Source organism: Halomonas sp. E19 (genome assembly GCF_052439355.1).
GTDB lineage: Bacteria > Pseudomonadota > Gammaproteobacteria > Pseudomonadales > Halomonadaceae > Halomonas.
Genome location: NZ_JBNFWU010000002.1, coordinates 93,299 through 116,597, shown reverse-complemented (window position 1 = coordinate 116,597; position 23,299 = coordinate 93,299). Strand labels below are relative to the sequence as shown.

The window sequence follows — 23,299 nt, the reverse complement described above, 5'->3', positions numbered from 1 at the left end:
TTCACCCAGAGGTAAGAGCGGACGCTTGAGGGATCACCGTACCAAGCATCGTATCCAACGCCGGTGATGCCCCCTCAACGGTGTCACGCAGGCATTCCGGCATCGGGATGATGCGGTTGAAACAAAGAACAGCACGCTCATGGCCCTCAGGGACAGGGTCTTGCTGGATAGCTTCCAGGAAGGTGTTGAGCTGCTCGGCGTTCTTGCAGGTAACGTTCAAGTTGATGGCAACGTAGTTCGGCATGGTCGTGCTCCTCGGTGATCGCCAGGCGCACGCCATCCCTGACGGGAAGGTCGCCCGCCAGGCTGGGGAACTGCTCAAGCGCCAGCTGGCGCCCGCAGTGGGTTGGGAAAATGCTGATTGTTTTGACAGTGGCCAGCGCTTCCACTGATTCACTCCCGGAGGGAGAGAAACCATGCTTTCCGCTGCAGGCTGGATGATCCACCGGCAACCCGCAGGGAAAGCCCCCGGTGGGGGGCTGGACAGGTTGAAGTTTACCCAAGTGATACCAGCAGGGGCAGGCCCCGTGGCACCCTTCAAGGGCGTTTCAGCCGCGAAAGCCGTCACTCAGAGTCCCCGCAAAGGGTCATGCGAACAGATCGTAGACCTGCCCGCCCTGAGGCTCCTCGGCTTGCGCCGGCGCCAGCGCCTCGAGCAGGCGCTTGTGCTCGGCATCGGTGATGGCGTTGGCCATGAGGTATTCCCCCAGGTCATCACCACCCAGACGTCGCTGCACACGAGACCAATACTGCGCCCGGCGTGCCAGCTCGTCGTAGTCAGCCGCCTTGCCCCGGCCTAGCTTAATCAGCCCATGGTTCAGGTAGATCTTGGCTGAGTCCCAGGCTGGGAACGACTGCGACACCAGGTAGCGCTCTTCGTCAAAGGCCTCGACGAACAGCGTGGCCTCCGCCGCATCGATCTCCATTTCATCGGCTTCTTCGTAGTACACGACCTGCCGGGGCTTCCCTGGTAGCGGTCCCGGATGGTCCGCATGGGCGGACGTGACGGGTACTGCTCACGGTTGGCCGCGGCAATGAAGGCATCCTGCAAGCCTTCCTCGTAAGCCGGCCCCTCACCTTCAGGGATCGGATACCAGCACATGGCCGGCACCCCCGACTTCTGCACCGCGTTAAGCGGCGGGATGGGATAGCGCTTACCCAGGACACGGATCTCATACCATTCCCGCAGTGCGGGGAAGGCATGTCCGAACCCGTGGCTCAGGCTCCAGGCGAAGTCGATCGCGATCAACTGCTTGGGCGTGATGTGCTGGAACGTTATACCACGAAGGCTCTGGATCATCTCCAGGCCGCCATCCGTGATGTCACCTCGGAACATCGCCGCATCATGCGCTTCGGCACGCTCCTCCTCGAGCACATCCAGGGTCAGCAGGTAGCGCAGCAACTCGCGGCGCATATCGGCCGAGTAGTTCGTCGGCCCTACGCCAAAGTGCCCCGCCTCCGACACCTTCCTGCCCAGGATCTCCCGACGGGACATGTCCCAGCGGGTCTGGATCAGGAAGTTACGCAGCTGGTTCACCCCATCCAGGTGCCCGTGCTTTTCCGGCGCCGAGTCGATCATCGCCTCCATGCTCTTGTCACGATCGCCGGTGGACGTGCAGTTCCAGCAGCCATGCCGGCTACCGCACGACGCACGATTGCCACCGTCGCCGGTGATGATCGCGCAGAGCCCCTCATTGGCATCCTTGTACAGCTCAAGACACCAGGAGAAGTCCTCCACATAGGTCCGGTAGGGGCCGTTGCGGCGCCCCTCACAGGCCATCAGAAGCTCCCAGACGTCGGTGACCTCCCATTCGGCGATCACCGAACAGGTGTAGCCACCTCCTTCTGTCGGCACCAGGTCTGTCGCATTCTCGCCGCGGCCACGCATGTTGTTGCCACGTGTTGCGGATTCCGAGAAGCGCGTACCCAGCAGGGTCACCAGGTCACCCGGGTTCTGCAGGGTGGTCAGGATCTGCTTCAACGCCTTCTGCTGTGGACGCAGCTTCCAGTCGATGGAGCAGGCACGTGATGCGCCGGCAAACACCGGCAGCTTGCCGCGGCCGATGGTGCTATACGCAAAGGACGAAGTGATCGAAGGGGTCACCTTCACCACCTCGACTGGCAGGCCATGGCGTTGCGTGTAGGCCTCCAGTTCCACCAGCATTCCTTCCGTGTAGGTATCCATGGCGGGATTCTCCACGAGGGTGTTGCTGTGCGAGACATAGCAGGTGGGTACCTGAATGCCCGCGTCGATACGGCGCTTGATGGCCTCGAGCATCAACACGAGGATCACCGAGCTGTCCTTACCGAAGCTGATCGCCCCGGACAGGGTGTAGCCAGCGTCAATGATCTCGCCGATGCGACGGATCGCTACTTCTGCCTTCTCGACGATGCCCGCGAAGTGCGGTGCATAATCGACGCTCGGCCATTGGGCGATTTCCACGGTGGGAATGGTATGGATTGCGGTATTCATAATGCCTCCAGGCAGATAGCCCAGACGCACGCCGCCCCTGACGGGAAGGACGCCCGCCAGGCTGAGGACTGCTCAAGCGCCAGCTGGCGCCCGCAGTGGGATGGGAAAAATGCTGATTGTTTTGACAGTGGCCAGCGCTTCCACTGATTCGCTCCCAGAGGGAGAGAAACTCGGCTTTCCGTTCCAGGCTGGCGCTAGCCAACCCGGAAGGAAAGCCCGGCTCCGCGATGCGGAGCCAAGCCTAGCGTAGCACGGTGCAGCCCGGGGTCACCCCCAGGCCGACCATGGCTGCCCCGCTATGCCGCTTCCCGTAGATCATCGGATTCGATGGGGGAGCAGCTCGTGTCGCAGGCAGGACAGCGGTCATCACACTGGCAGCTCCACTCGTCGCTCCATTCGTTGCCGCATTCGGAGCACTCGTAGTGATTCAGCCAGCGGGGCCTCAAGCGGCTTTCGGGATCGATGAAGACATACTCGATCGCCGAATGCTTGAAGTAGTAGACACACTCGCCATGGAGCCGGGAGCGGTGGTAGGAGACATGGAAGTCCCCAGCCATCGTCAGCCCCTGGCGAGGGTGCTTGGCATAACCCAGCATCGATTCCACGTGGTGGAGATCGGTGGGGTCAACATGGGCCAGGAACGTCCGGCGCGTGATGGAGACTTCCTCATCGATCATGTCGCAGAGGCCGCCATCCACGTGAACATCCTTCGGGTCCCAGTCCACACAGCAGTTGAAGTAGATCATGTCTTTCATGCGTATCTCCCAACAGTCAGGGAGGGCACGCATCCCCTCTCGGGGATCGTGCCCCGAGAGGGTTTAAGGGTTAGCGTGCAGCACGACGGCGCTGCAGCGAGACATCGTCCAAGCGGAACTCGTCGATCCACTCACTCTTGCAGCGGCGGCAGGAGACCTCCTGGACGACCTGATGCCCCTGGAACTCTGCCGCCCCGCTCTCGATCTCAGAGGCTTGGCAGATCGGGCAATGGGCGCCGTGAGCCTGGAGGTATCGCTGCCGTTCCTGCTCGGTCAGCACCTGCGGAACCACCGGCTGGGACAGCTCCTCCAGCGCCAGCTCGGCCGCAATGCGGCTAGCTTCCTCACTGCTGGCGGCATCACTGTGGTGCTCAGCGCGACGGAAGCCATCGGCGTCCGGCTCGATGGGACGGCGGTAGACCGCCCACTCCGTCGGCGTGGTGACGTCAGGATCGACGACGGTCACGTCATTGCCGGGACCCTCCAGCACGATGGCTTCCACCTCGAAATGGTGTGAGACACCGGTATAAGTGCGATAGGCCATGCTTCATCTCCTTCAGCAGGTAGATAAGCAGGGCTCACCCCCAGCGGGGTGAGACCCCGCGGGGTTGAATGACCGGCCGCCACCATGGCGGCCGGCAGTGATCTTGGTCAGGCGGCGTCGTCTTCGGCGTCGTCGAACTCAAGATCCGGGACATCGCTGTAGGCGACCCAGACCCACGCCTGAACGTAGGCTCCAGGGTCGTCACCACGGCTTACCGGGGCATTGGCATCGATCTCGAGGCTTCCTTCCTCCTCGTACATCTCCGCGGCAACCTGTCGGAATCGCTCGTCATGCGGATGCTCGTCGTCCTCTTCCTCGGGTGAGGCCTCCTGGACGTGGTACTCCTCGAGCGCCAGCGCTGAGGCGTTGAGCAGCGCCTGGGTCTCATCGCGATAGACGCCATGGGACTCAAGCAAGGGGCGGCCCTCAACCTCGGCACCGCGCAAGCGGCGATAGATCACCCAGCCATCCGGCGCGTCCTGGCCAGCCATGGCAAGACGGTGGGCTTCGCCCTCCTCCACCACAACGGCCTGCACCGAGAACTCGTAGTTGGCACCGCGAATCCAGCTGATGTCGGTAGTCATTGGTCAAACTCCTTCTGCAGTCAGAAGGGGCTCAGCTCCCCAGCGGGAGAGAGCCCCGATGGGAAGTGGTCAGTCAGCAATCGTCATGTACAGACCGAGAGCGCGGCAATGAAGCTCGCTGCCGGCATCCGCCTGTTGCATGACGTGCTTGAGGGCCTCGGTGTCATCTTGGAACACCGCAGGGTCCTGCTCGTCCTCGCGCTCGATGTCCCAGAAGGACGACGCGAGTTGGCTGCCATCGGCACGGAAGAGATTCCACCCCTCCCTGCTTGCGGCAGCCTCATCATCCACAGACCAAGGGCTCCCCTGGCGGGCTGCGGACAGGCGGCGCTCCAGTTCGCTGGAGACGCTGCCCTGGCTCAGACGCTCAAGCTCCTCAACCGCTTCCGGCTCGATGTCATCCTCGACGGGGTCACCGTGCTCGAGGTAGTGCGACAGGTCGTCATGCCCCTTTCCAGCAGGCGTTCAATGTCCGCCCACTCATTACTGCGCAGGGTCACGGTGATGAACTGACGCTCAGTGATGAAATCACGCTTCATGGTGCTGCTCCTCATGGATGAGGCGGGCACCACCCCTGACGGGAAGTGGGCCCGCCGGGGAAGAGGCCGGATGGCCTCCAGAAGGTGTTGAGGGGGCCGAAGGCCCCATGGGGTAGTGCCCTTGGCAGGCCACTACCAGGACAGGGTCAGACCCATGCCGGGAAGTCCACGTCAACGAGCTCCGATGCATACTGGAGGCTCGCATCCGCAGCCTGGAACAGGTGGTGTAGCCCATGAGCGATCTCCTGGGCCCCCTGCTCCGTTACCGTGTGGTGGAGGGACGCCGCCACGATGACACGCTGTGACGACTCGTCCACCTCGGTGATCTCCGTTCCCTCGATCAGGTCGTGGCTGACCGTGTAGTCCGCCTCGTTGATCAGGGTCTCGAAGTCTTCCTCCACCGGCTCTGGCACGGTGATCCGGAAGGTCAGGTGCAGCACGCTGGATTGGGTCTCGGACGTATCGTCGTCGACCTCCTGCCAGGTGTGCGTGCCCTCGTCCCAGGTCACCTCATCGTCATGGAACTCACTGCCGTCAGTGTTGCTGTAGAGCTCCCGAGCGATCTCCTGGAGATCCTCATCTTCGGCATCTTCAGGCACGTCCACTGTGACGGTGTACTCCATGGCCGTCAGGGCACGCAGCGTGATCTCGACCTTGCGGGTCGCCATCGGCTTGGTGTCCTGTCCGAACATCGTCCGGTTGATCGCCTCCTGCTGCTCCGGGGTGAACCCTTCGAAGTGGAAGCTGCGAACCAGTGTGGCGCCGGTGCCGAAGTCCTCCACCTCTGACTCGGTGGACCACCACTCCGGGTCTTCCGTGGAAGACGGTTGAGTGGCGCCCTCCCGCTTGAGGCGGTCGACGGCCCATTGCACCGCGGCGTCATCGACGCTCTGATGCTCGTCTTCATCGAAGTCGAGGACAGGGTCGAAGATGAAGGCGGGTGCCTCCGGCTTGTCATCGGTCATCCAGTTGCCTCTGTCCCACCAGCCGCGGCTCTCCGCGTCGCCCATATCGATGGACTCAGGGGTGAAGCGCTGGAAGGTCACGTAGAAACCGATTGGCTTGGTCATGGTGTTGCTCCTTCGGGTAGAGAGGAGCACACCACCCCCGAGGGCGTGGTGTGCCCCCGGGGGAAAGTCCCGATCGCCGGGACTGTGGGTCATCGCCCGTCGCTCGTGATCATCGAACGACGGCTTTCTGACATCACATGATGTACTGACTGATCGCGGCCTCGACGCTACCCGTCACCGGTTCGCTGAAACCTCGATCCTCGAAGATGGCCGGGCCATCTTTCGTGTCCTTCACCACGTATTCACACGCCTCCACTTCCTCTCGACTCAGCGAGTGACGCCGGCAAACTGCGTCCATCAGGTCGTCGTAGGTGGCGTAGAGCTCGCAGCCGCTCAGCTTTGCCTCATCGATGCAGAGTTCAACGACGAAGAAATGGCCGTGTTCATTCATCACATAGCGAGCCATGGATATGCCTCCTGGAAGCCGCCCGGCCGCCGCGAAGGGCGACTGGGCGGCAGTAGCAGATCAGTGGACCAAGGGGGAAGGGACTGCCCCGGCTACCAGTCAAAGACCTCGAGGCCATCGACAGTGTCGCCGTCACAGTCCAGCAGCACCCAGTGGAAGCCACTCTCGCGAGCGGCGTTCAGGATCGCGTGGAGCCTGGGCAGATCGCCGTCGTTGCTGCTGACAGAGATCATCCAGCCATGCTCGCGGGTCATCCCGTTGATGGTGCCGTTGCGGATCAGCCGAGGTATCGCTTCGCTGTCCTCCTCGGTCACATGCCCGGTGGAGATCACCGCCATGCGTTGCTCCTCAGGGAAGGCAAGCTTAGGCGGCCGGCCGTAGAAGGCGCCCACCGTGGCAACATGGCCACAGCCGACGCATTCACAACGAGCACTTTCGTCATACTCGAAATCGGCATGGTCCTCACAGCCATCATCGGCGATGGTGGCCGTGGTGAGCGCAATGATCTTGAAGCGCTCGGTGTAACCACACTCCGGACAGGCCATTCCTTCCAGGCAGTTGGTGTTTTCAGCAGACATGGTCTTTCTCCTTGCGAGAGAGGCCATCACCCCAGGGGCGAGAGGGCCCCGATAGGGTTGGAAGCTGCCATTCAGCAGCCTGGGGTAACGCTATTCAGTCGTGCGGCACGGCCAGCCAGCGTTGCAGTGGGCATCGACGCAAGCCTCGATGTCCGTCGGCAACCAGTTGCCATGGCCACAGTGCGGCGCGGGATGAAACCAGCGCCAGAGACGCTCAGGCCCCATCTTGCCGTTCGACTCGATGCCGTAGCCGGAGGGGGAAGTTCTTCTCCGGGGACACGGTCGCCAAGGAAGTCACAGACTAAACCAGCGTGACGACAGGCACTGCAGGCAATGCTGCTTGCCGGATACCAATCGTTCTCACCGGCCGTCAGGTCAACTACCTGATCACCACTGACAGAGGCGAACGCCTCGACAGTGATTTCGAAGTCATCAGTGGCGCCACATTTCGGGCACTTGAAGTCATCACACATAAGAAAGCTCCATGAGGATTCATGGGGCCATGCACCCTCATGGGCGCGATGGCCCACAAGGGGAAGATGCCGAAGCATCGAGGGAAGCTCGGTTCACACGCAGGCGAACGTTGCCGGAAGGGAAAATGCTGATTGTTTATGCAGTGGCCAGCGCTTCCACTGATCGCTCTCCAGAGGAGAGAGAAACTTGGCTTTCCGCATCGAGCTGGCGCCTTGAGCACCAACCCGCTGGGGAAAGCCCACCCCGAGGGGTGAGCTTGAACGTGCATCGAATAGCCCCAGCATACCGCTGCCGGGAATGTGCGGCCAGCCTCAACCAACGCCCGGGTAGGCATCCGCCCTGAGGAACCACGCCCAGGCGTCGTAATGCGCCTGGCGAGGGTGCGCTCGGGTTGGCCCGTTGTCTCGCCACAGGGTGAGACCCAGCGGTACCGAACGCCGTCACCACCTGAGGCGGGGACCTCTTCGACCCGCACACCCTCAGGTGGCGCGAGACCGGCATCGGTGGGCGATGCCGCCACGGCCTCACCTTCACAGTCCTCGATGGGACACTGCTGGCGCCAGCGCTCGCCGGTCAGCAGCTGTGTCCATGCGTGGTCACAGCGACCGCAGGCATAGCGGAAGAGCGTCTGCATCCCGATCAGCTGGATCACCGCGTGATCCAGCCCCGCGTGGAGGCGCTCCAGGCCGTCGGGCGCGACGTTCAACCCAGCGGCTACCACCCCGCACGGCATGGACTGGTCAGCGCACAATCCTTCAAGGATCGGCAACTGCTGGCTATCCACTACCGCCAGGCTTTCCTCGCCATGCTCACCGTGGCCATAGCTCACCAGGTGGTAGTCGCCCTGCCCTGCACCTGCCGGCTCCTCCGGGGAGACGTTCAGGCGCTCGCAGAGCTCGTCGATCTCCTCGGGGTGAAGCGCCGAGGCGCTGTGGTCCGTGGCGATCTCCATGATGGCCTCCGGGACCTGGTTCCGGGGTGTGGCCTGGAACAGGCGAAGGGCGGCCAGCACGGTATCAAGCTCTACCTGCGAGAGGGTCACTTGGGAAAAGGACATGGTCATGTCTCCTTGGTCATGGGCAGTGGCCCCGCCCAGGGGCGGGGACCACCGAAGCCGGCACAGCCGGCGGGTAACCCGAGCGGGTCGGGGGTTAAGCGGCATCATCCAGGGTGTCGTCGCAGTCCTTGATCTCACGGCCAGTGCCGCGGACGATCGCTGCCACGGCGTCCAGGTGATCGGGGTTCCACTCTTGGCCACTCAGCACTGCCTGGATGGCATCGAGTGCCTTGGCTTCCGGGCTGCGTGGCTCAAGGCCGAGGTAACGGCAGCCCTCCTCGAGGAATTCCTCCTCGTTGGGAAGCTGGCCATGCTCGTCCATGTAGAGGGCATACCAACCGCCCATCGGCTCCGCCACGTCGTAGGCGAAGCAGCCTTCATAGTCCTCCCCGTGCTGCTCGTAGAGGGCATCCAGGGCCGGGGCGAGAGCGGTCAGTCGTTCAACCACATCGATTCGGGACAAGCCAAGCTTGCTGGCAGCATCTGCCTGTTCGCTGCCGAGGAAGCCAGCCGCCAGAAACGCGAGGGTGGTGGGATCATTGATCATGGTCGTGCTCCTTTGTGATCGCCAGGCGCACGCCATCCCTGACGGGAAGGTCGCCCGCCAGGCTGGGGAACTGCTCAAGCGCCAGCTGGCGCCCGCAGTGGGTTGGGAAAATGCTGATTGTTTATGCAGTGGCCAGCGCTTCCACTGATCGCTCTCCAGGGAGAGAGAAACTCGGCTTTCCGCTCAGGGCCGGTACCGACCGCCCCAGAAGGGAAAGCCCCTCGCGAGGGCTTGAAGGGACAATAGCACCCCCGGGCGGGGGTGCCACTGGCTAGTCGTGACCCCGAAGGGCGTGAAGCCGATCGAGATCACTGTCACGTCACGCCACAGGTCCGATTCGGCCGTCTCATTTCGAGGCGACACCTCGGCGAAACCCGTGGGTAGCGTCGGTTTCTCCGGCACAGGACCCGGCACGCGCTACGATCACGTGTACCTCGCCACTCGACGAGGACGCTTCGTAACGATCCGGGCTGACCCGGCGCCAGCAAGGCTCAAACCCCATGTCACCCGTAAGCTGGGCAAAGGCGTGGGCAATGCTGGCGGCCGATCGCTTGGCTCTGGTGAGGCTCGACGCCGGCTGCCACCCCGTCTCGGCACCCACTGCGGCGGGCAGGTGGGCCAGCGCCTTGGCAGTGGCGCTGGCGATGACGTTGTAGTGCCACTTAGTCGTCATGGCGCACCTCCTCCAACACGGCAAGCTGCGCCCTCCGGGCGCGGAGACTCCGGTGTGGAAGGTTCTGGGTAAATCCGGCTCAAGCCGGATCATCCGCGGATGGCCCAGATCGTCATGGACCTCTGCGTTGCGGGGATCATGAGGCTGGACGCCGGTGTGGATAGGCGGATGCAGCTCATAGGTCCGGCCAGCAGAGAACATCCCCTGCCCCTGCGGTGCGTAGACACACCGAAGCGCCGAGGGACGGTGGCGGAAGTCCACGGGATGCGACGGCTCGCCATCTCGTTTCCCGCCCTTGGCATAGAGCTCAGTGAACGGGTTGAGCATCAGCGCTTCCATTGCCTGGTGACGCGCCTGGGGCGTGTCATCAAGCAACGTGTCGACGAGACAGAAATGCTGGCCGTCCGATCCGCGCTTCCACACCGGACGATCGAAGGCATCAATGCCTACCCAGTCGAGGTCGGTCAAATACACAGCAGTCATGGATGTACTCCTTGGTAGGAGCCAGGCGCACGCCATCCCTGACGGGAAGGTCGCCCGCCAGGCAGGTCACTGCCTCCAGGGAGGTGGCAGTTCAATGGGTAAGACAAGCCGCCTCCCAGGTGAGGTGGGAGCAGCGATCACTCGGTCAGGTGCCTTGGCCTGGATTCATCAGCTCGCCGACGCAGAACGCTGGGTTCTGAGCCTCGAACCAGTGCCAGACCTCCTCACGCTGAGTGCCTGCCGGGAAGTGCTGAAACGCCTCCTCCAGGCAGCCGTCGGCATCCGCAGGGTCTCCCCCAATGCCTTCCAGAGCCTTTTCAGTGTCTCAAGGTCCTGGGCCGATGCGTGGTCGTCTCGATGCGTTGTGGTCATGGTCGTGCTCCATGGTGATCGCCAGGCGCACGCCATCCCTGACGGGAAGGTCGCCCGCCAGGCTGGGGTACTGCTCAAGCGCCAGCTGGCGCCCGCAGTGGGTTGGGTAAAATGCTGATTGTTTTGACAGTGGCCAGCGCTTCCACTGATCACTCTCCAGTGGAGAGAGAAACTTGGCTTTCCGCTCAGGGCCGGCGACGGCCGCCCCGGAAGGGAAAGCCCCTCGCGAGGGCTAGGCAGCAACTACGGTACATTGATATTTCCGTAGTACCGTAGTTTTACCGATAGGTCGCAGGCGTCACACTGCCTGCGCCAGCCGGTCACGCTCGAGTCGCGCCGGTGACAGCCGTTCCTTCAGGGCGTCCCATTGCCCAGGCTTGCGGGTATCGAAGTCAATGCCAGCAGCGTCGAGCTCGATGCCCGGCATCTTGCCGAAGGCGTTGGGCGTCCAGCAGCACATCCGCTTGATGGCCACCGCCTCTTCGTCGGACAGCACCATCCAGAGCACGAGGTCATCGGTCTGATCGGTGCCGCCATCGAACCCCGGGAGGGTCACCTCGTAGAGCCCGTAGGAGTGATCCTCTACGGCAGGTTGTGGCGGTACGTTCGTCATGTAAGACATGGGATTCTCCATGGTAGGCAGGAGCCCCGCCGCCGGCCGGCGGAGGAGCCCCTGTTGGGTCAGGTGAGTCTGGCGTCTGCCGCGTGCATTTCGTCCTGCATCTCGCGGTAGGTCATTTTGCCAGCGTTCACCTTGGCAATGAGATGGGCCATGAGGGTCCCCAGGACCATTCTCGCGTCTGGCTCAGCGTATTCATGGCGCCTGCTGCCGGCTCCCGATACCCGTCTTGGACGAGGCGCTCGAGGACATCTTCCGGCGTGTCGTAGGTGGCATGGCCACTGAAGCCATTGGCATCGAAGAACTGTGCCCGAAACCGACCCGGCTCCGAGGCGTCCTGCAGGATGGCGGCGTAACGAGACAGCGTCTTGTCGACGACCTCCATGCCGACCAGGTTGCCCTGGGCGGCCTCGAGGATGCGGTGCCAGGCGGCATTGCATGCCTGGGCAAACTCGAGCCCATCGGAGAGCAGCAGAATCAGGCCTTGATCCCCGTCCCGCCGTGCTTCGTCCAGCTGCTCACGCAGCCAGGCGTAGTGGGGATGATCAGCCTGCTGAGGCTCGGTGTTGCGTGATGACATCGTCATGGTGGATCTCCATTGCGGTGCACGGGAGACCTCCCCCGACAGGGAGAGCGTCCCCCTGTCGGGTTGAATGATGATGCAAGGTCCAGCTCCTGGGGCTACGCCGCCGCGGAGGCGCGGTTGGCCTGCTCCAGTTCACGCCACACGTCTTTCCAGTCCAATCCCTCCTGGACCGGAAGCGACATGGCCACCTGCAGAAGCTCGTCCACCAGTAGCTGGCGCACGGCGGGCTTCTCCAGGTCCATTCCCTGCCAGTGGTGCAAGGCGCCTCGAGCGGCGGAGGCCTCCAGCTCCCGAGCGAGCTCGGTTTCCGAAAGGCCAAGCTTCTCCAGGGCATCGACTACCGCACCGCCATGCTTCATGGCGACACGGTAGGCCAGCACTTCGCTGCTCACCGCCTCCCGAGTTACCTGGGGGCGATGATCGGTGACAAGGGCATCGCCGATGACCACTGTCCCGTCTGCGGGTTCGCGGTATTCGGCAAGGCTGTCCTCGTCCAGATCGAGATCGGCCACCAAGACACGCAGCGGCTTGTCCGCCGACATGTTCTGGATGACCCCGCCTTCCATCAGCAAGGTCAGTGTCGCCTCGACCGGCGAATCATCGACCGGCGTCAACGGACACAGGGGAGAGACCAGGTTGATGGAGGTGTCCGAGATGCAGCACTGCGGCTGAACCCCGTCCATCAGCTCCATCAGCTGATCATCGGTGTCACGAACGCACAGGGCGTCGTACTGTTCGTCGGAGATCTCGAGGACACGCTCATAGGTGCGGGTCTCGGTCACGGTCACGACAACACGGTGAGGCGTTTGATGGTTCATGCGATTCTCCTGGGATAGCGAGGGCCGCATGACCCCAGGGGCCAAGACAGCCCCCGTGGGGAACAAACGTTGTGAGGGTTACGCCGCGATCGCGTCGTCACCCGGAAGAGCGGTCACCGCGGCATCCCAGAGCTCCAGGATGTGCACGAGATGCTGCTCACTTGCCACCAGTGACACGGCCTCTCGACGCATCGCCTTGCGAAGCGTCTCGATTCCGCTGTGGTCACCGTCGAACTGCTTGAGGTCCAACATCTCCTCCGGCAGCTCATCAATCAGCGCCATCAGCCCCGCCAGCCGCGTCAGGCCGTCGGTGGCGGACAGTGCTGCTTGCCACTCGGGGTAGGTCACCCCGGCAAAGTTACCAAGGCGCCAACTGCACCAGGTCTGCACCTGTTGCCATGTCGAGGACGGATCGGGGCCACCCCAAGACACAAGGTCATCCGGTACAGGCACCTCAACACCTTCGAGAAGCTGTACGGCACGCGAGCTGAAGACCAGCTTGCTGACCGCCATACGCGCCCCTAGGTAGTTGTCGATACGCGCCTCATCGGTGCTCTCCATGAAACAGGCGACGCTTTTCCGAGCCCAATTCAGTGCCTCGGCAAGGTCAGGCGTCACCGCATACCCACCAGGGGCCATTACCCGCTGTGCGAGAGAGTTCTGGTTGGATTTCATCATCGTGCTCCTTTCGTGAAGACAGGAGCCGGCCCCGGTATCGGGGACGCGGCCCCGATAGGGGAGAAAATGTACTGATCAGCGTCGGCGTGCCGACGTTACGCCGCCTCGCATGCCGCACCCAGGCGAGTGGCCAGGGTGCGAGCCAGCTTGGCCTCGCGGGTCAAGGCATCGGCATGCGCATGTAGCCATGCCGCGTGGACCTGGCGCTCCTCTACCGATTGATAGAGCTTGGCGCTGGCTTCCCTGGCCAATGCGACGCGATGCCGTGCATTGAGCGCGTAGGTCAGGTCATCGATCCACTCGGTGAGCCGATGACTGCTGAGCCCGGAGGGCGGGGTTCGCAGGATCTCGTAGCACCACAGCTCGTCGTTCTCGGCGAAGGTGATGCGCAGGACATGCGGTGCAGGCTGCGCTGGGCAAAGCACCAGCTGCTGCATCGAGTGAGGGGTCGTGCGGGAATACATAAGCGTCTCCATTGAGACGAGGCACGCCCCTGTCCGGGGCAGTACCCCGGTGAGGGTGGGAAAAATGCTGATTATTTTGACAGTGGCCAGCGCTTCCACTGTTCGCTCTCCAGAGGAGAGTGAATCTCGGCTTTCCTCGGTACCCCTGTTCCGCATGCGGAACAGCCAGAGGCAGCGGGGAAAGCCGGGAGGGGGCAATGCCCCCTCCTGGCTACTTTCGCATCACGACCGGATAAGATCCAGCAGGTCGTGGAGACGCTCGCGAAGGTCCTCGTGGTCATAGCCACAGGCACCCGCGCAGACGGCGAAGGAGAAAGGTCCCACTTCGTCTGACGCCACCCACAGCCTGATCTCAGCCTTGGTGGCCTCGGTCACGCGGGGGTCACCCAGCTGATGCAGGGTGTGGTGCAGCAGCTCTTCGCGGAGCACTCGGATGTCCTGCTCCGACCAGAACGGTTTTTCCTCGACGAGTGGCGCAGCCTGTCGAGCCTCGGGCTCTTTTGGCGTTGCCGGTACGTCGGGTACCGCGACTGGCTTAGGGAACGGGACGACCCGGGCCGATGGCGGTGATGACCGCTCATCGGGTGCCGGGGCACTCAGGTCCAGGAAAGCTGGACCTCCTCGCGTAGCACGCGAATACGACGCTTGGCAGCCATGACAGCCTCCTTTCATGAAGAAGGGCCACAGCTCCCCCAGGGGCGCGTGGCCCCGTGGGGGTAATCCAGCAGCCCGGCGGGCTACCAGTAGAACGGGTCAGGCTCAGGCTCGACCCGTGGTGCAGGTCGAGGGGTGGCATGGCCTCCTCCTCGAACTCGAGATGTGGTGCCGTCACCGGATGAAAGCTCCGGTTCCAGACCACGCGATCATTATCGACATCCAGGTAGGCGTGACGCCCCGAGCTGGGGTGCCAGCAGTAGAGCCAACGCCGACCTTTCACTGTGAAGGGCTGCTCTGCACCGCCACAGGCGGGCACCAGCTTGCCCAACATCGGGTCAGTCGCCATAACCGGCCTCCTCTCGGTTACCTGCTCGGAGGCCGCCCCTGACGGGGAAGTCCCCGTCAGGGTGGGTGGAGCACACAAGTCGTGTGCTGGAACGCTCAGGCCTGGCGGCGGGACCGTAGGCTCTGGCGTTGCTGGCGCCGCGCCATCAGGCGGGCGGACACTCGGCGCGAGGCCTCCTGCTGTTCATCGGTGCAGAGAGAGAGCCCGAGGATGAGCTCGTGGCGAAGCACCAGCTCGGCATCGCTCATGTAGTTCAGCAGGGTATACCCGCTCGGCACCGCACCGATGGGCGCATTCTCCAGGGCCTGCTGCATGCGGGCCTCGGCATCGGCGCAGAGTCGGTCGAGACGTACTCGGGCCGCCTCCACGCCCATGCGCTTTACCCTTCCCAGGGCAAGGTGCTCATTGGTTAGCAGCGACATCAAGGCCTCCTCCGATATCGGCTGTGTAGTACATCATCAGGGCATGCTCGATGACCTCGAGATCCGACTTTGCCGGATCATGAACATCCACGAGCCAGACAACGTCTGCGTCGGGATTGTCGAACAGGCACTGCTCCTCCGCATGGTCGGCATCTTCCGCCAGGCAGCGGAACATGGCGGGCGGGTCGAGCACGGACTGCTCGGGGTCACGGTAGAGCACCGCATAGGGCTGGAGTGGCTGCGGGGACTCGGCCCACAGATTCACCAGGCCCGACCCGAGGACGGCAGCATCGAAGCCCAGGGCCTCTTCCAGCTCAGCCATCCGCTCGACACCGATCGCGCTCATGTCGAGGATTATCTCCTTCGTGTCACTGGAGGTATAAACCTCGAAGTGCTCTTGGAGGGCCTCGAGGCGATCGGCGGGGATGCCTAGCGCCACGGCCTCGCACAGCTGCGGGCGGGGAACATAGTCTTGCTTGGTCATGGGACTCTCCTTCATCGAAATGCGAAGAGGCCTACCCCGAAGGGTAGGGCCCTCCGGGGGTCAAGCAGCGATCACGCCGCCTTGTTGTGGCGCTCCACCAGGAACGCCTCGAGACGCGCCGACAGGGTCCCATGCTGTGCACGGTTGCCGTCGTCACGCTTATCGGTCTTCAGCGCATCCTCGGCCAGGCCCAGGACGTGCTGCATGGCCGCGTAGGTACGCTCAGCCTCGCCGATGGCGCCTGAGAGCATCCCAGCCTTGACCAGCAGGGGCAGCCCCTTGATGCCAGTCTCGAAAAGCTCAATGGCTTCCCGGGGGACATCTTGCGGCCGTAGCTCTCGAACGAGGCCAAGGGGGCGATGGCACTGGCGTAGGCCAGGGTCTCCAGCTCGGTCTCGCAGTGTGGCATGGCGCATTCCAGCACCAGCCAGTGACCTTGAAGATCGCTCGGAGCGCCGGGGTAGCCGACGAGTTCTGCCAGCTCGCTGGCCTCGTCCTCTCCTGACGCCACGAAATCGACCACCAGACCTTCCGAGGGGCCGAAGAGGTTATCCAGCACCTCGTACTGATCGACGACCTCCAGCAGCGTTGCCGCGCCGACAGTCAGGCACATGATCGGGAACGGCGTCAGTGCACCATGGACGAGCGTCGGGGCGGGGGTGAAAGCGGACATGGGTGTGCTCCTTGGTTGTGGCCAGGCGCACGCCCTCCCTGACGGGAAGGTGCCCGCCAGGCTGGGAACTGCTCGAGCGCCAGCTGGCGCCCGCAGTGGGTTGGGAAAATGCTGATTGTTTTGACAGTGGCCAGCGCTTCCACTGATCTCTCTCCAAGAGGAGAGTGAATCTGGGGTTGCCGTTGCCGGCTCTCGACAACCGGCAAGGGCAACCAAAGACATCATGACTCTAGCGCGTCGTCGACCTGATGACACCCTGCCGACGTGCCCCTCAAGGGCGCGTGAAAAGAGAGGCTGCCCCCGCTTGCGCGGGAGACAGCCTGATCGCCACTAGGGCGGAACACCCATCAGGCAGCCAATTCTGCCGTCAGGGTCTGCTCCATCAGCCGGAACAGGGTCTTCTGCAAGTCCTCGACCTGGTCGATCACCACGTGGTTCGAGACGAACCTCGCGATGGCACCGGACACGACACCGATGCCGATGACCTCCACGCCGCTGGCGGTGCAAAGATCGATCACCGCCTGGGTGGCTTCCGGGTCATCCGGGTCGCCGTCCGTCACGATGATCAGCATCTTGCGCTCCTCCTTCGTCTGAACCAGCTCGAAGGCGGAGTACCAGAGCGCTTCTGCCATGGGCGTGGTGCCGGTCGGCGCGAAGGTGAACTTTCCCGCGTTGGGCGCCACCCTCTCACCATGTCGCACAGCGCTGAACACCGGCTGGTGTCCATCGCCCCCGAAGTAGGTGACCGCCGGGTTGACCCCGTTGATCGCCTCCAGCGCCATGCCGATCGCCATGGCCGCCTTGCTGGCCACCTGGTACATGCGATCGCCACAGTCGGCCTGACGGTTCATCGATCCGCTGGCATCCACCAGGAGGTGGACCGCGGTGTTCGGACGCCGCTTGGTCGTGTTGCGCTGGAACACTCGGGTATCGCCGGACTGCAGGCGATGAAGACGACTGGCATCGACCCGCTTGCCGTGGCGAACGGTGCGCCGGGCCACCCGTTGGCTGGCCTGCACCATCCCCTGCAGCTGCGTGCGGATACGACTGGTGGTGCGCTTCACCTCATCGCGCAGCGCATTCCCGGCAGCATCTCGAGAGATGATGTCGGTTGCTTCCCGCACGGTCCGGTAACTCGCATCTCCACCACGTCGTGCGACACCATCCAGCTCCTCACGGAGCGACTGATGAGCATCGCCGATGTGGTCGCCGTCTCCTGCCGCAAGCACCTGCTGCAAGACCTGAGCAGCATCGTCGCCAGATGGGGCATCCTTTGCCCCGGCGCCGCGGCTGCCTGCCGGCTGCGAACTCGCATCATCCCCTTTCGAGGCGTCCGCTTGACCGCCCTGCCCCTGGTCATCGCCAGAGGCCTGTTGGCCGTTCGCATCATCACCATCCCCCTCACCGGCGCCAGCACCTCGCTGTTGCGAAGCGTCGTCACCCTGAGAGGCATCGTCACCGCCCTTCCCAGCCTGACCATCCTGGTCATCGGCGTCGTCACCCTGCTGGCCGTTACCGCCGGCCTTCTGGCTGTCGTCGCCGTCATCCTGATCACCCTGATCATCCTGACCGGGTGACCCAGAGCCCTGGGAAGCACTGTCATCAGGATCACCGCCGCCGGCATGTTGCTGTGCCTGCTGCGAATCACCTTGATCGCCCTGCTGCTGTTGCTGGCGTTCCTTCTCCGCTTCCTCCTGAATCATCTTCAGGATTTCACGGGCCAGGTCCATCGCATCAGCCGTGTTGCTCAGGGCCGGCACCTTGCGCAGAAGCGCATGGAGCCGTACTTGCACCCCCTCGGGAACTTCCTCTCGAACACCACGCGGGTGGCCTCGAGGATGTCCGAGATGGCGTCCTGCCCCACCACGCGGCATTGCAGGTGGTAGAGACAGAAACCCTCCAGGATGGAGGCCGCCGGGGAGTCATCGTTGGGGATCTGGTAATGGCCTGCTGCCGCCATGTACCGCGCCACCTCGTTCAGGGAACGGGCGGTGCCGGGATAGATCGCGATCATCTCGCGCTCGATCCGGGCATCCTCGACGATGTTGAGCAGGTGCTTCAGCGTCCCCTTGCCCATGTCCACCGAGAAGTCGGTGAACCGGATGTGGGCCGCCTCATGCGCCAGGTAACCCCACAGGGCATCCTTGTGGGGCCAGTCTTCAGGAATGTTGGGTACCACGATGCTCTTGCCATCGGTGTACGCCATGTCCTGACCGATCTTGACCTTCACGCCGAACTTGCGCCCGTAGGCGGCAGCCACGATGGGAAGGGCATTCTCGATAGTGCGTCGCTTCATGGGTTTCATGGTGGTGCTCCTGCATCAAAGGCGGGACAGACCACCCCCGGAGGGTGTGGTGCCCCTCAAGGGTTTAGAAATAGAAGCTCGGAATGCCGACCAGCCGGTTCTCGAACGGATCGACGACCGGCCGGGGCTTCGGCTCCGGCTCTTCTGCCAGGGCGCTTCCGAATTTGTCGAAAGCACTCTGATCATCGGGGTAGTACCGCTTCCCGATGCCATCCACTGCCGGAGGCAGCGACAACACACGCCCCACGACCGGGACCAGCCAGCGAATGACCGGTTCCCAGTGCTCCCTGCCACCGTCCGAGGAGATCTCGAAACAGCCCGGGGCTTCGTGGTGGATGAGGATCAGTGCGGTGACCACGAACCAGTCGTAGGGCTTGCACTCGGTATTGCAGTGCATCCACTCCTGGTTATCGGGGTCGAGCACGTTGGGCAGGATGAAGGTTTCGGCATCGAGGTCCAGCAGCCGGGACCCGTTGATCCAGACGGCCTCACCCTCGAAGTCATCCCCCTGCCCGGTGACGAACAGCTTGTCTGCCTCCTGGACCCCCTGCTGCCCCGTGCCGGAGCACAGAACCAACGGGCGGTCCTTGTAGAACCCTCCGGCACTGGTCGAGCTGTCCGGGAGGTTGTTGAAGGCGAGTTTCAGCTTGCTCTTGAAGTCGGCCCACTGCTCCTCGGGAACAGAGGCCTTCTGGGTGTAGTAGTGCACGTAGCGCATGGCACGTCTCCAAGGCGTGCGAGGCCACGTCCCCAGGCGGGAACGACGCCCCGCCTGGGTGGCAAGAAAGGTGATGACTGCGCCACCCGAAGGTGGCGCGTGAGCGGGCCTTACCAGGCCCAGTCGTCGTCATCATCCAGCTCCGGGACCGGGACCGGTTCAGGAGCGGGAGCCGCCTGCATCGGCATGGCCGGTGCAGCTGGCTGGACAGGCGCCGGGGCCGGCGTGGGGAGCGCGACTGCGCTGCTCTCGACCGCTTCCTCCTCTGCGTCGGGCGCAGGGGAATCGTCGGTCTCGAAATCAGCGAAGAAGCGATCCATCGACGCCTGGAGCGCCTCAGGTGAGGCATCCAGCGCCGGCTCGGCTTCCGTCACAGGCATGGTGGGCTCTGCCTCCTGGGCGGGAGCCTCGGACGCCACCTCCTTCTCATCGCTGGCGCGATGCGAGCTTGGCGACTCCGCCTGTTGCGGCGTTTCCACCGGGCTTGAACCCTGTGCCGGCTGGTCCGGCGACTGGGGCTGAGCATCAGCGCCAGCAACGTCGGGGGCAGACGGTTCGGGGGTCGGCTCGGTAGCCGTGGTGGCCGGTGCAACATCGGCAGCAGACGGGGCCGGAGCCTGGTCTGCAGCGAGGCTGCTGGGATCAGGCGCCATGTCCTGCACCTGGACGGTGCCGTTGGCATAGCCCTCGATCTTTTGCCGGTCACAGCAGATCAACACTGCCGCCACCACCTGGTACAGGTAGGGCGCCAGGATGCGACCTCCAGAGGCATACGTCGCGTACCCCTTGATCGTCTCGTTCAGCAGACGGGCAAGCGGGTCGAACGCTGCGTTGAGGAAGGACAGGCCATCCACCTTGTCGTACAGCTTCTGAAGGGTCGGCCGCGTGGATGTCAGCAGTTCTGACGCACCGCGAAGCTTCTCTTCGTAGAAGGTGTTGGCCTCCTTGACGATCTCCGAGAAGAGATCATTGCCAAGGCTTTCCACCTGCCGGCCGAGCTGTTGCTCAGAGGCAGCGCCGGCGGGCCGGATGTGGTAGACCGCGTAATCGAACCCGATCCGCTTCTCTACCACGCTACGGGGCATCGCGCCTGCGCGGATGATGTCCTCGTAGCCCGGGTTGTCGGCAATCCACGCCTCAACGGCGGTGTCGTACTGCGTCAGGAAGGTCTGGCGGACCTCCTCGAACTCGTCCTTGATCTGGTCGAGCTGCTTCATGATGGTATCCAGCCGCTCGGCCGGTACCGCCCATCCGCTCATGAAAGGCAAGCCATAGTGCGCCAGCACGCGGCGAGCCTTGGTCTTGAGTCGAGAGAAGCCCTTGAGGCGAGCGGGGTCGCAGATCTTCTTGCTACCCAACAGCGCCAGCTTCTCCGGAGGAATTTCACCTCCGACACCCAACTTCAGGTCCTTCGGATCAAGACGGGTTTGGCCGCTCCAGATATCGAAGTCGGCATGGATCACGCACACCTGGTCCAGATGCTGGATCTGAGACGCGGTAGTGGTAGTAGAGGGAGAGATCATGGTGGTGCTCCTTAACGAAAGAAGCCCACCAGATGCACCTGCCCTGTCGGGTGGTGGCACCCGATGGGCTAGGTCATGGAAGGTATATTGCTGATTGTTTAGTTGAACGTGGCCAGCGCTACCACGTTTTTCGCTCTCCAGAGGAGAGGAAACCTTTTTCCAGAATCGCCTCAGCGGCGAAGCGGTTCTGGAAAAAGGCGAGCATTGCTCGCCCCTTCCTTGAAGTTACCAGAAACAAGAGTCCACGTCTTCTATTGCCTCGTCAAGTGGCGCGAGCGCCTCTTCATCGACGATGTTACGTGGCGCCAGCGACTCCGTGACGGTGACACGGTAGCGCTCTGACGGCGGGCTCCGGTACTGCTCTACATCACCCTCCTGGAGGTTGCCGGCTTGCTCGTTGAGCAGCCGGGAGTAGTTGATACGTCCCTTGGCCTTGTAGCGGGTCACCATCACGCCGGCGTAGTCGGCGTAGAAGTATTCCCCCATCAACTCCTTGAGACGGTCCAGATGCGGTGCCTGATGGCCCTTGAGCACCTTGATGCGTGCCTCGAGCTCATCCAGCTCCGTCTGATAAGAGCGATACTGCTCCGCGGCGTAGATCCACTCCTTCGCCACGTCCCCTCGGGGATGAACAGGTCGCGCTCCGGGTCCTTGGGTGGCTCCTTGTGGTCGAGCACCTGCCGCCAGAACTCGGCGGCAGCCTGGATCAGCTTCCTGAGCAGGAGCTCGTTCAGCTGGATCTCGAAGACCTCAAGGCCATGCTGCTGATGCCAGAACACCAGCCAGCCACGCTTGGCCCCTGTCACCAAAATCTGGTGCTGGACCTGGCAGTAGTAGAGCTTGAACGCTCGGCTCTGCCGGCCGTCGGCCATCACTTCGGCCCACACCTTGTCGCTGGGGCACTTCAACTCCACCGGTTCGTTGGCTGAGTTCAAGCCGTCCAGTGAGGCCCTCATCAGAGGGTGCACGGATGACTCGACACAGACCGGGAACACGATGTCGTCGGCATGCTCCTCGTACGCCTTGCGGGCAAGCGCCTCGTTCTCTCTCCCCGGCGAACCAGAGGATTGAGGCTGAGATCGACTTCCCGGGCGAAGCCGGACTTCTCGGCCCACAAGCGCCAGCGCGTCTTGTAGGGCGAGCGGTCCAGCAGGATGGCCGCGTCGGTGGCGGTGATACCGCCCTTCCGCCATGCCAACCAGGCGTCATCGCCTTGGGTCAGATCGACGATCTTCATGTAGCCCTCCTCTCTGGATCAGAGGGCAGAGCCCCGCCGTCAGGCGGGAGCTCCACCCGGGGCGGGGTCAGAAACCAACGCCATCCTCATCATCGAAGCGATCCTCGGGACGAGGGAACTCATCGTGACCAGGGGCGTGGTGCTTGGCCGGTTCAGCAGGTGCCGCTTGCTGTTCCGGTGTGGCAGAACCCTGCCGCGCCGTGGCGTCTTGGGGTTCCTGGGGAGGTTGATCCGCCTGGGTGGCGGCCTTGGCCTGCTCGAGGCGAGACAGGGCATACGCCTTCTGCTCGGCACTCGGGAAGCTCTCCCTTACCCACTGCTCTGCCGGCGTCCAGTTGTTCAACTGCTGGGAACGCTGGATGGCCTTCTGGAGCATGGGCTCGATCGCTGCCTTCTCAGGATCAGTGAGCTCACGAAGCGGGGCCTCGTCCTGCTCGCTGCCCTGGGGGCGCTGGAAGCTATGACTACCCTGTTGGGTCACGTCGACCTCGCCGCCAACGATGCGTTCTGCCTCGTCGTTGTCGTAGATCCCCGTGAAGCCAAAGGCCAGGCGAGAGCACTGGATCATCGCCTTGTGGCGATGAAACCGTTTGATGTGCGTCTGCCACGGCCCGTTCTTGGTGTAGCCATTCTTCACGAAGGGTTCGCGGTACACCTCGTCGAGGTATTCGCGGACCCGGATCGGGCGGTCGATGTCCTTGCGGTACATCACGCACTCGATCCACACATGGCCATCTACCTTGGCGCCGGGCATCCTCACCATCTCGTCGGAATAGACGAACTCCATCCCCGCGTACTGGGGGTGGTTGTTGATGATGCGTGCCCAACCGTCGACCCCAACCACTGGCACGATGCCGTTCTGCTGGTCAGGGAAGGCGTAGATTTCCTTCGTGAAGGGGTTCAGCTGGTACTGGTCGGCCACGATCATGAGCATCACCATCTGCTCGTTGGTCGGGGCTGAGCCATCACGCTGCTTGAAGACCGTGGTCTTCAGCGTGTCCAGCAGGACCTTTTCTTCGATCTCGAATCGCTCGGCGAAACGGGTCAGCAGCTTCCGCTTCTCGTTCTGAGCGGCGGGATGCTGGTGGACAGTTGCATTGCTCATGGCAGTCTCCTCATGCAGAAAGCGGAGATACCACGCCCCGAGGGGCGTGGTGTCCCCCAGGGGAGCCGCTACCGGGTGGTAGCGGCTAGCAGGTCACGGCCGGAGCCGT

The 23,299-nt window shown here is 63.2% G+C and carries 31 protein-coding genes and 1 pseudogene; 1 reads left to right on the top strand and 31 read right to left on the bottom strand.

From position 1 onward, the window contains the following. Position 1: 1 nt before the first annotated feature. From ACUDAL_RS19905 to ACUDAL_RS19765, 29 genes are all read right to left on the bottom strand, one after another. Positions 2-244, bottom strand: a complete 243-nt coding sequence (locus ACUDAL_RS19905) for a hypothetical protein (RefSeq protein ID WP_444679584.1) — start codon at positions 242-244, stop codon at positions 2-4. 343 nt (positions 245-587) lie between these two features. Continuing rightward, positions 588-863 (bottom strand): hypothetical protein, encoded by a 276-nt coding sequence (locus tag ACUDAL_RS19900; RefSeq protein WP_444679583.1) that lies wholly within the window; start codon positions 861-863, stop codon positions 588-590. Next, complete coding sequence (locus ACUDAL_RS19895) at positions 818-2,473, bottom strand: hypothetical protein (protein WP_444679582.1); 1,656 nt, start codon at positions 2,471-2,473, stop codon at positions 818-820. The genes ACUDAL_RS19900 and ACUDAL_RS19895 overlap by 46 nt, the downstream gene beginning before the upstream one ends. 296 nt (positions 2,474-2,769) lie before the next feature. Further along, positions 2,770-3,228 carry a hypothetical protein gene (locus ACUDAL_RS19890; RefSeq protein ID WP_444679581.1) on the bottom strand — a complete coding sequence of 153 codons (459 nt, stop codon included), beginning with the start codon at positions 3,226-3,228 and terminating at the stop codon, positions 2,770-2,772. 70 nt (positions 3,229-3,298) lie between these two features. Then, positions 3,299-3,772, bottom strand: a complete 474-nt coding sequence (locus ACUDAL_RS19885; RefSeq protein ID WP_444679580.1) for a hypothetical protein — start codon at positions 3,770-3,772, stop codon at positions 3,299-3,301. A gap of 107 nt (positions 3,773-3,879) precedes the next feature. After that, a complete protein-coding gene (locus tag ACUDAL_RS19880; RefSeq protein WP_444679579.1) occupies positions 3,880-4,356 on the bottom strand; it encodes a hypothetical protein in 477 nt (158 codons plus the stop codon). Between the two features lie 69 nt (positions 4,357-4,425). Further along, positions 4,426-4,647, bottom strand: a complete 222-nt coding sequence (locus tag ACUDAL_RS19875; protein ID WP_444679578.1) for a hypothetical protein — start codon at positions 4,645-4,647, stop codon at positions 4,426-4,428. 68 nt (positions 4,648-4,715) lie between these two features. Continuing rightward, positions 4,716-4,895 carry a hypothetical protein gene (locus ACUDAL_RS19870; RefSeq protein ID WP_444679577.1) on the bottom strand — a complete coding sequence of 60 codons (180 nt, stop codon included), beginning with the start codon at positions 4,893-4,895 and terminating at the stop codon, positions 4,716-4,718. Between the two features lie 146 nt (positions 4,896-5,041). Further along, positions 5,042-5,965, bottom strand: coding sequence for a hypothetical protein (locus ACUDAL_RS19865; RefSeq protein WP_444679576.1), 924 nt, complete (start codon positions 5,963-5,965; stop codon positions 5,042-5,044). 133 nt (positions 5,966-6,098) lie between these two features. Next, positions 6,099-6,371: a hypothetical protein gene (locus ACUDAL_RS19860; protein WP_444679575.1), complete on the bottom strand. Its 273-nt coding sequence runs from the start codon at positions 6,369-6,371 to the stop codon at positions 6,099-6,101. Between the two features lie 92 nt (positions 6,372-6,463). Next, positions 6,464-6,949 carry a DUF5983 family protein gene (locus tag ACUDAL_RS19855; protein WP_444679574.1) on the bottom strand — a complete coding sequence of 162 codons (486 nt, stop codon included), beginning with the start codon at positions 6,947-6,949 and terminating at the stop codon, positions 6,464-6,466. Between the two features lie 379 nt (positions 6,950-7,328). Beyond that, positions 7,329-8,480 carry a hypothetical protein gene (locus tag ACUDAL_RS19850; RefSeq protein ID WP_444679573.1) on the bottom strand — a complete coding sequence of 384 codons (1,152 nt, stop codon included), beginning with the start codon at positions 8,478-8,480 and terminating at the stop codon, positions 7,329-7,331. 94 nt (positions 8,481-8,574) lie between these two features. Beyond that, positions 8,575-9,027, bottom strand: coding sequence for a hypothetical protein (locus ACUDAL_RS19845; RefSeq protein WP_444679572.1), 453 nt, complete (start codon positions 9,025-9,027; stop codon positions 8,575-8,577). Between the two features lie 346 nt (positions 9,028-9,373). Further along, complete coding sequence (locus ACUDAL_RS19840; RefSeq protein ID WP_444679571.1) at positions 9,374-10,183, bottom strand: hypothetical protein; 810 nt, start codon at positions 10,181-10,183, stop codon at positions 9,374-9,376. Between the two features lie 670 nt (positions 10,184-10,853). After that, a complete protein-coding gene (locus ACUDAL_RS19835; RefSeq protein WP_444679570.1) occupies positions 10,854-11,177 on the bottom strand; it encodes a hypothetical protein in 324 nt (107 codons plus the stop codon). Between the two features lie 127 nt (positions 11,178-11,304). After that, positions 11,305-11,760, bottom strand: coding sequence for a hypothetical protein (locus ACUDAL_RS19830; RefSeq protein WP_444679569.1), 456 nt, complete (start codon positions 11,758-11,760; stop codon positions 11,305-11,307). A 95-nt stretch (positions 11,761-11,855) separates the two neighbouring features. Next, positions 11,856-12,578 carry a hypothetical protein gene (locus ACUDAL_RS19825; RefSeq protein WP_444679568.1) on the bottom strand — a complete coding sequence of 241 codons (723 nt, stop codon included), beginning with the start codon at positions 12,576-12,578 and terminating at the stop codon, positions 11,856-11,858. A gap of 78 nt (positions 12,579-12,656) precedes the next feature. Further along, on the bottom strand, positions 12,657-13,253 hold the full coding sequence (locus ACUDAL_RS19820) for a hypothetical protein (protein WP_444679567.1): 597 nt from the start codon (positions 13,251-13,253) through the stop codon (positions 12,657-12,659). Positions 13,254-13,351: 98 nt separating this feature from the next. Then, positions 13,352-13,720: a hypothetical protein gene (locus ACUDAL_RS19815; RefSeq protein WP_110284698.1), complete on the bottom strand. Its 369-nt coding sequence runs from the start codon at positions 13,718-13,720 to the stop codon at positions 13,352-13,354. Positions 13,721-13,942: 222 nt separating this feature from the next. Continuing rightward, a complete protein-coding gene (locus tag ACUDAL_RS19810) occupies positions 13,943-14,149 on the bottom strand; it encodes a hypothetical protein (RefSeq protein ID WP_444679566.1) in 207 nt (68 codons plus the stop codon). Between the two features lie 669 nt (positions 14,150-14,818). After that, positions 14,819-15,145 carry a hypothetical protein gene (locus ACUDAL_RS19805; RefSeq protein WP_444679565.1) on the bottom strand — a complete coding sequence of 109 codons (327 nt, stop codon included), beginning with the start codon at positions 15,143-15,145 and terminating at the stop codon, positions 14,819-14,821. Next, the gene (locus tag ACUDAL_RS19800; protein ID WP_444679564.1) at positions 15,126-15,629 is read right to left on the bottom strand and encodes a hypothetical protein; all 504 of its coding nucleotides are present in this window, start codon (positions 15,627-15,629) and stop codon (positions 15,126-15,128) included. The genes ACUDAL_RS19805 and ACUDAL_RS19800 overlap by 20 nt, the downstream gene beginning before the upstream one ends. A gap of 71 nt (positions 15,630-15,700) precedes the next feature. Further along, positions 15,701-15,835, bottom strand: a complete 135-nt coding sequence (locus ACUDAL_RS19795) for a hypothetical protein (protein WP_444679563.1) — start codon at positions 15,833-15,835, stop codon at positions 15,701-15,703. Continuing rightward, complete coding sequence (locus ACUDAL_RS19790) at positions 15,799-16,302, bottom strand: hypothetical protein (RefSeq protein WP_444679562.1); 504 nt, start codon at positions 16,300-16,302, stop codon at positions 15,799-15,801. Before ACUDAL_RS19790 ends, ACUDAL_RS19795 begins: the two co-directional genes overlap by 37 nt. 347 nt (positions 16,303-16,649) lie before the next feature. Continuing rightward, on the bottom strand, positions 16,650-18,095 hold the full coding sequence (locus ACUDAL_RS19785; protein ID WP_444679561.1) for a VWA domain-containing protein: 1,446 nt from the start codon (positions 18,093-18,095) through the stop codon (positions 16,650-16,652). Next, positions 18,050-18,607: a hypothetical protein gene (locus ACUDAL_RS19780; RefSeq protein WP_444679560.1), complete on the bottom strand. Its 558-nt coding sequence runs from the start codon at positions 18,605-18,607 to the stop codon at positions 18,050-18,052. Before ACUDAL_RS19780 ends, ACUDAL_RS19785 begins: the two co-directional genes overlap by 46 nt. A gap of 64 nt (positions 18,608-18,671) precedes the next feature. After that, a complete protein-coding gene (locus tag ACUDAL_RS19775) occupies positions 18,672-19,325 on the bottom strand; it encodes a hypothetical protein (protein WP_444679559.1) in 654 nt (217 codons plus the stop codon). Positions 19,326-19,435: 110 nt separating this feature from the next. Further along, complete coding sequence (locus ACUDAL_RS19770; RefSeq protein WP_444679558.1) at positions 19,436-20,848, bottom strand: DUF3150 domain-containing protein; 1,413 nt, start codon at positions 20,846-20,848, stop codon at positions 19,436-19,438. Positions 20,849-21,073: 225 nt separating this feature from the next. After that, entirely contained in the window at positions 21,074-21,463 is a 390-nt protein-coding gene (locus ACUDAL_RS19765) for a hypothetical protein (protein ID WP_444679711.1), read from the bottom strand. Positions 21,464-21,513: 50 nt separating this feature from the next. On the opposite strand from ACUDAL_RS19765, the gene ACUDAL_RS19760 reads away from it, so the two are divergent. Next, positions 21,514-21,777, top strand: a complete 264-nt coding sequence (locus ACUDAL_RS19760; RefSeq protein ID WP_444679710.1) for a hypothetical protein — start codon at positions 21,514-21,516, stop codon at positions 21,775-21,777. Here the strand turns inward: ACUDAL_RS19760 and ACUDAL_RS19755 are convergent. Together ACUDAL_RS19755 and bet are read right to left on the bottom strand one after the other, a co-directional pair. After that, positions 21,703-22,085 (bottom strand): annotated as a pseudogene (locus ACUDAL_RS19755) (lambda-exonuclease family protein); the annotation flags it as partial. The gene ACUDAL_RS19760 and the pseudogene ACUDAL_RS19755 sit on opposite strands and share 75 nt — an antisense overlap. A gap of 67 nt (positions 22,086-22,152) precedes the next feature. Beyond that, complete coding sequence (bet, locus tag ACUDAL_RS19750; RefSeq protein ID WP_444679557.1) at positions 22,153-23,190, bottom strand: phage recombination protein Bet; 1,038 nt, start codon at positions 23,188-23,190, stop codon at positions 22,153-22,155. Positions 23,191-23,299: the final 109 nt, after the last annotated feature.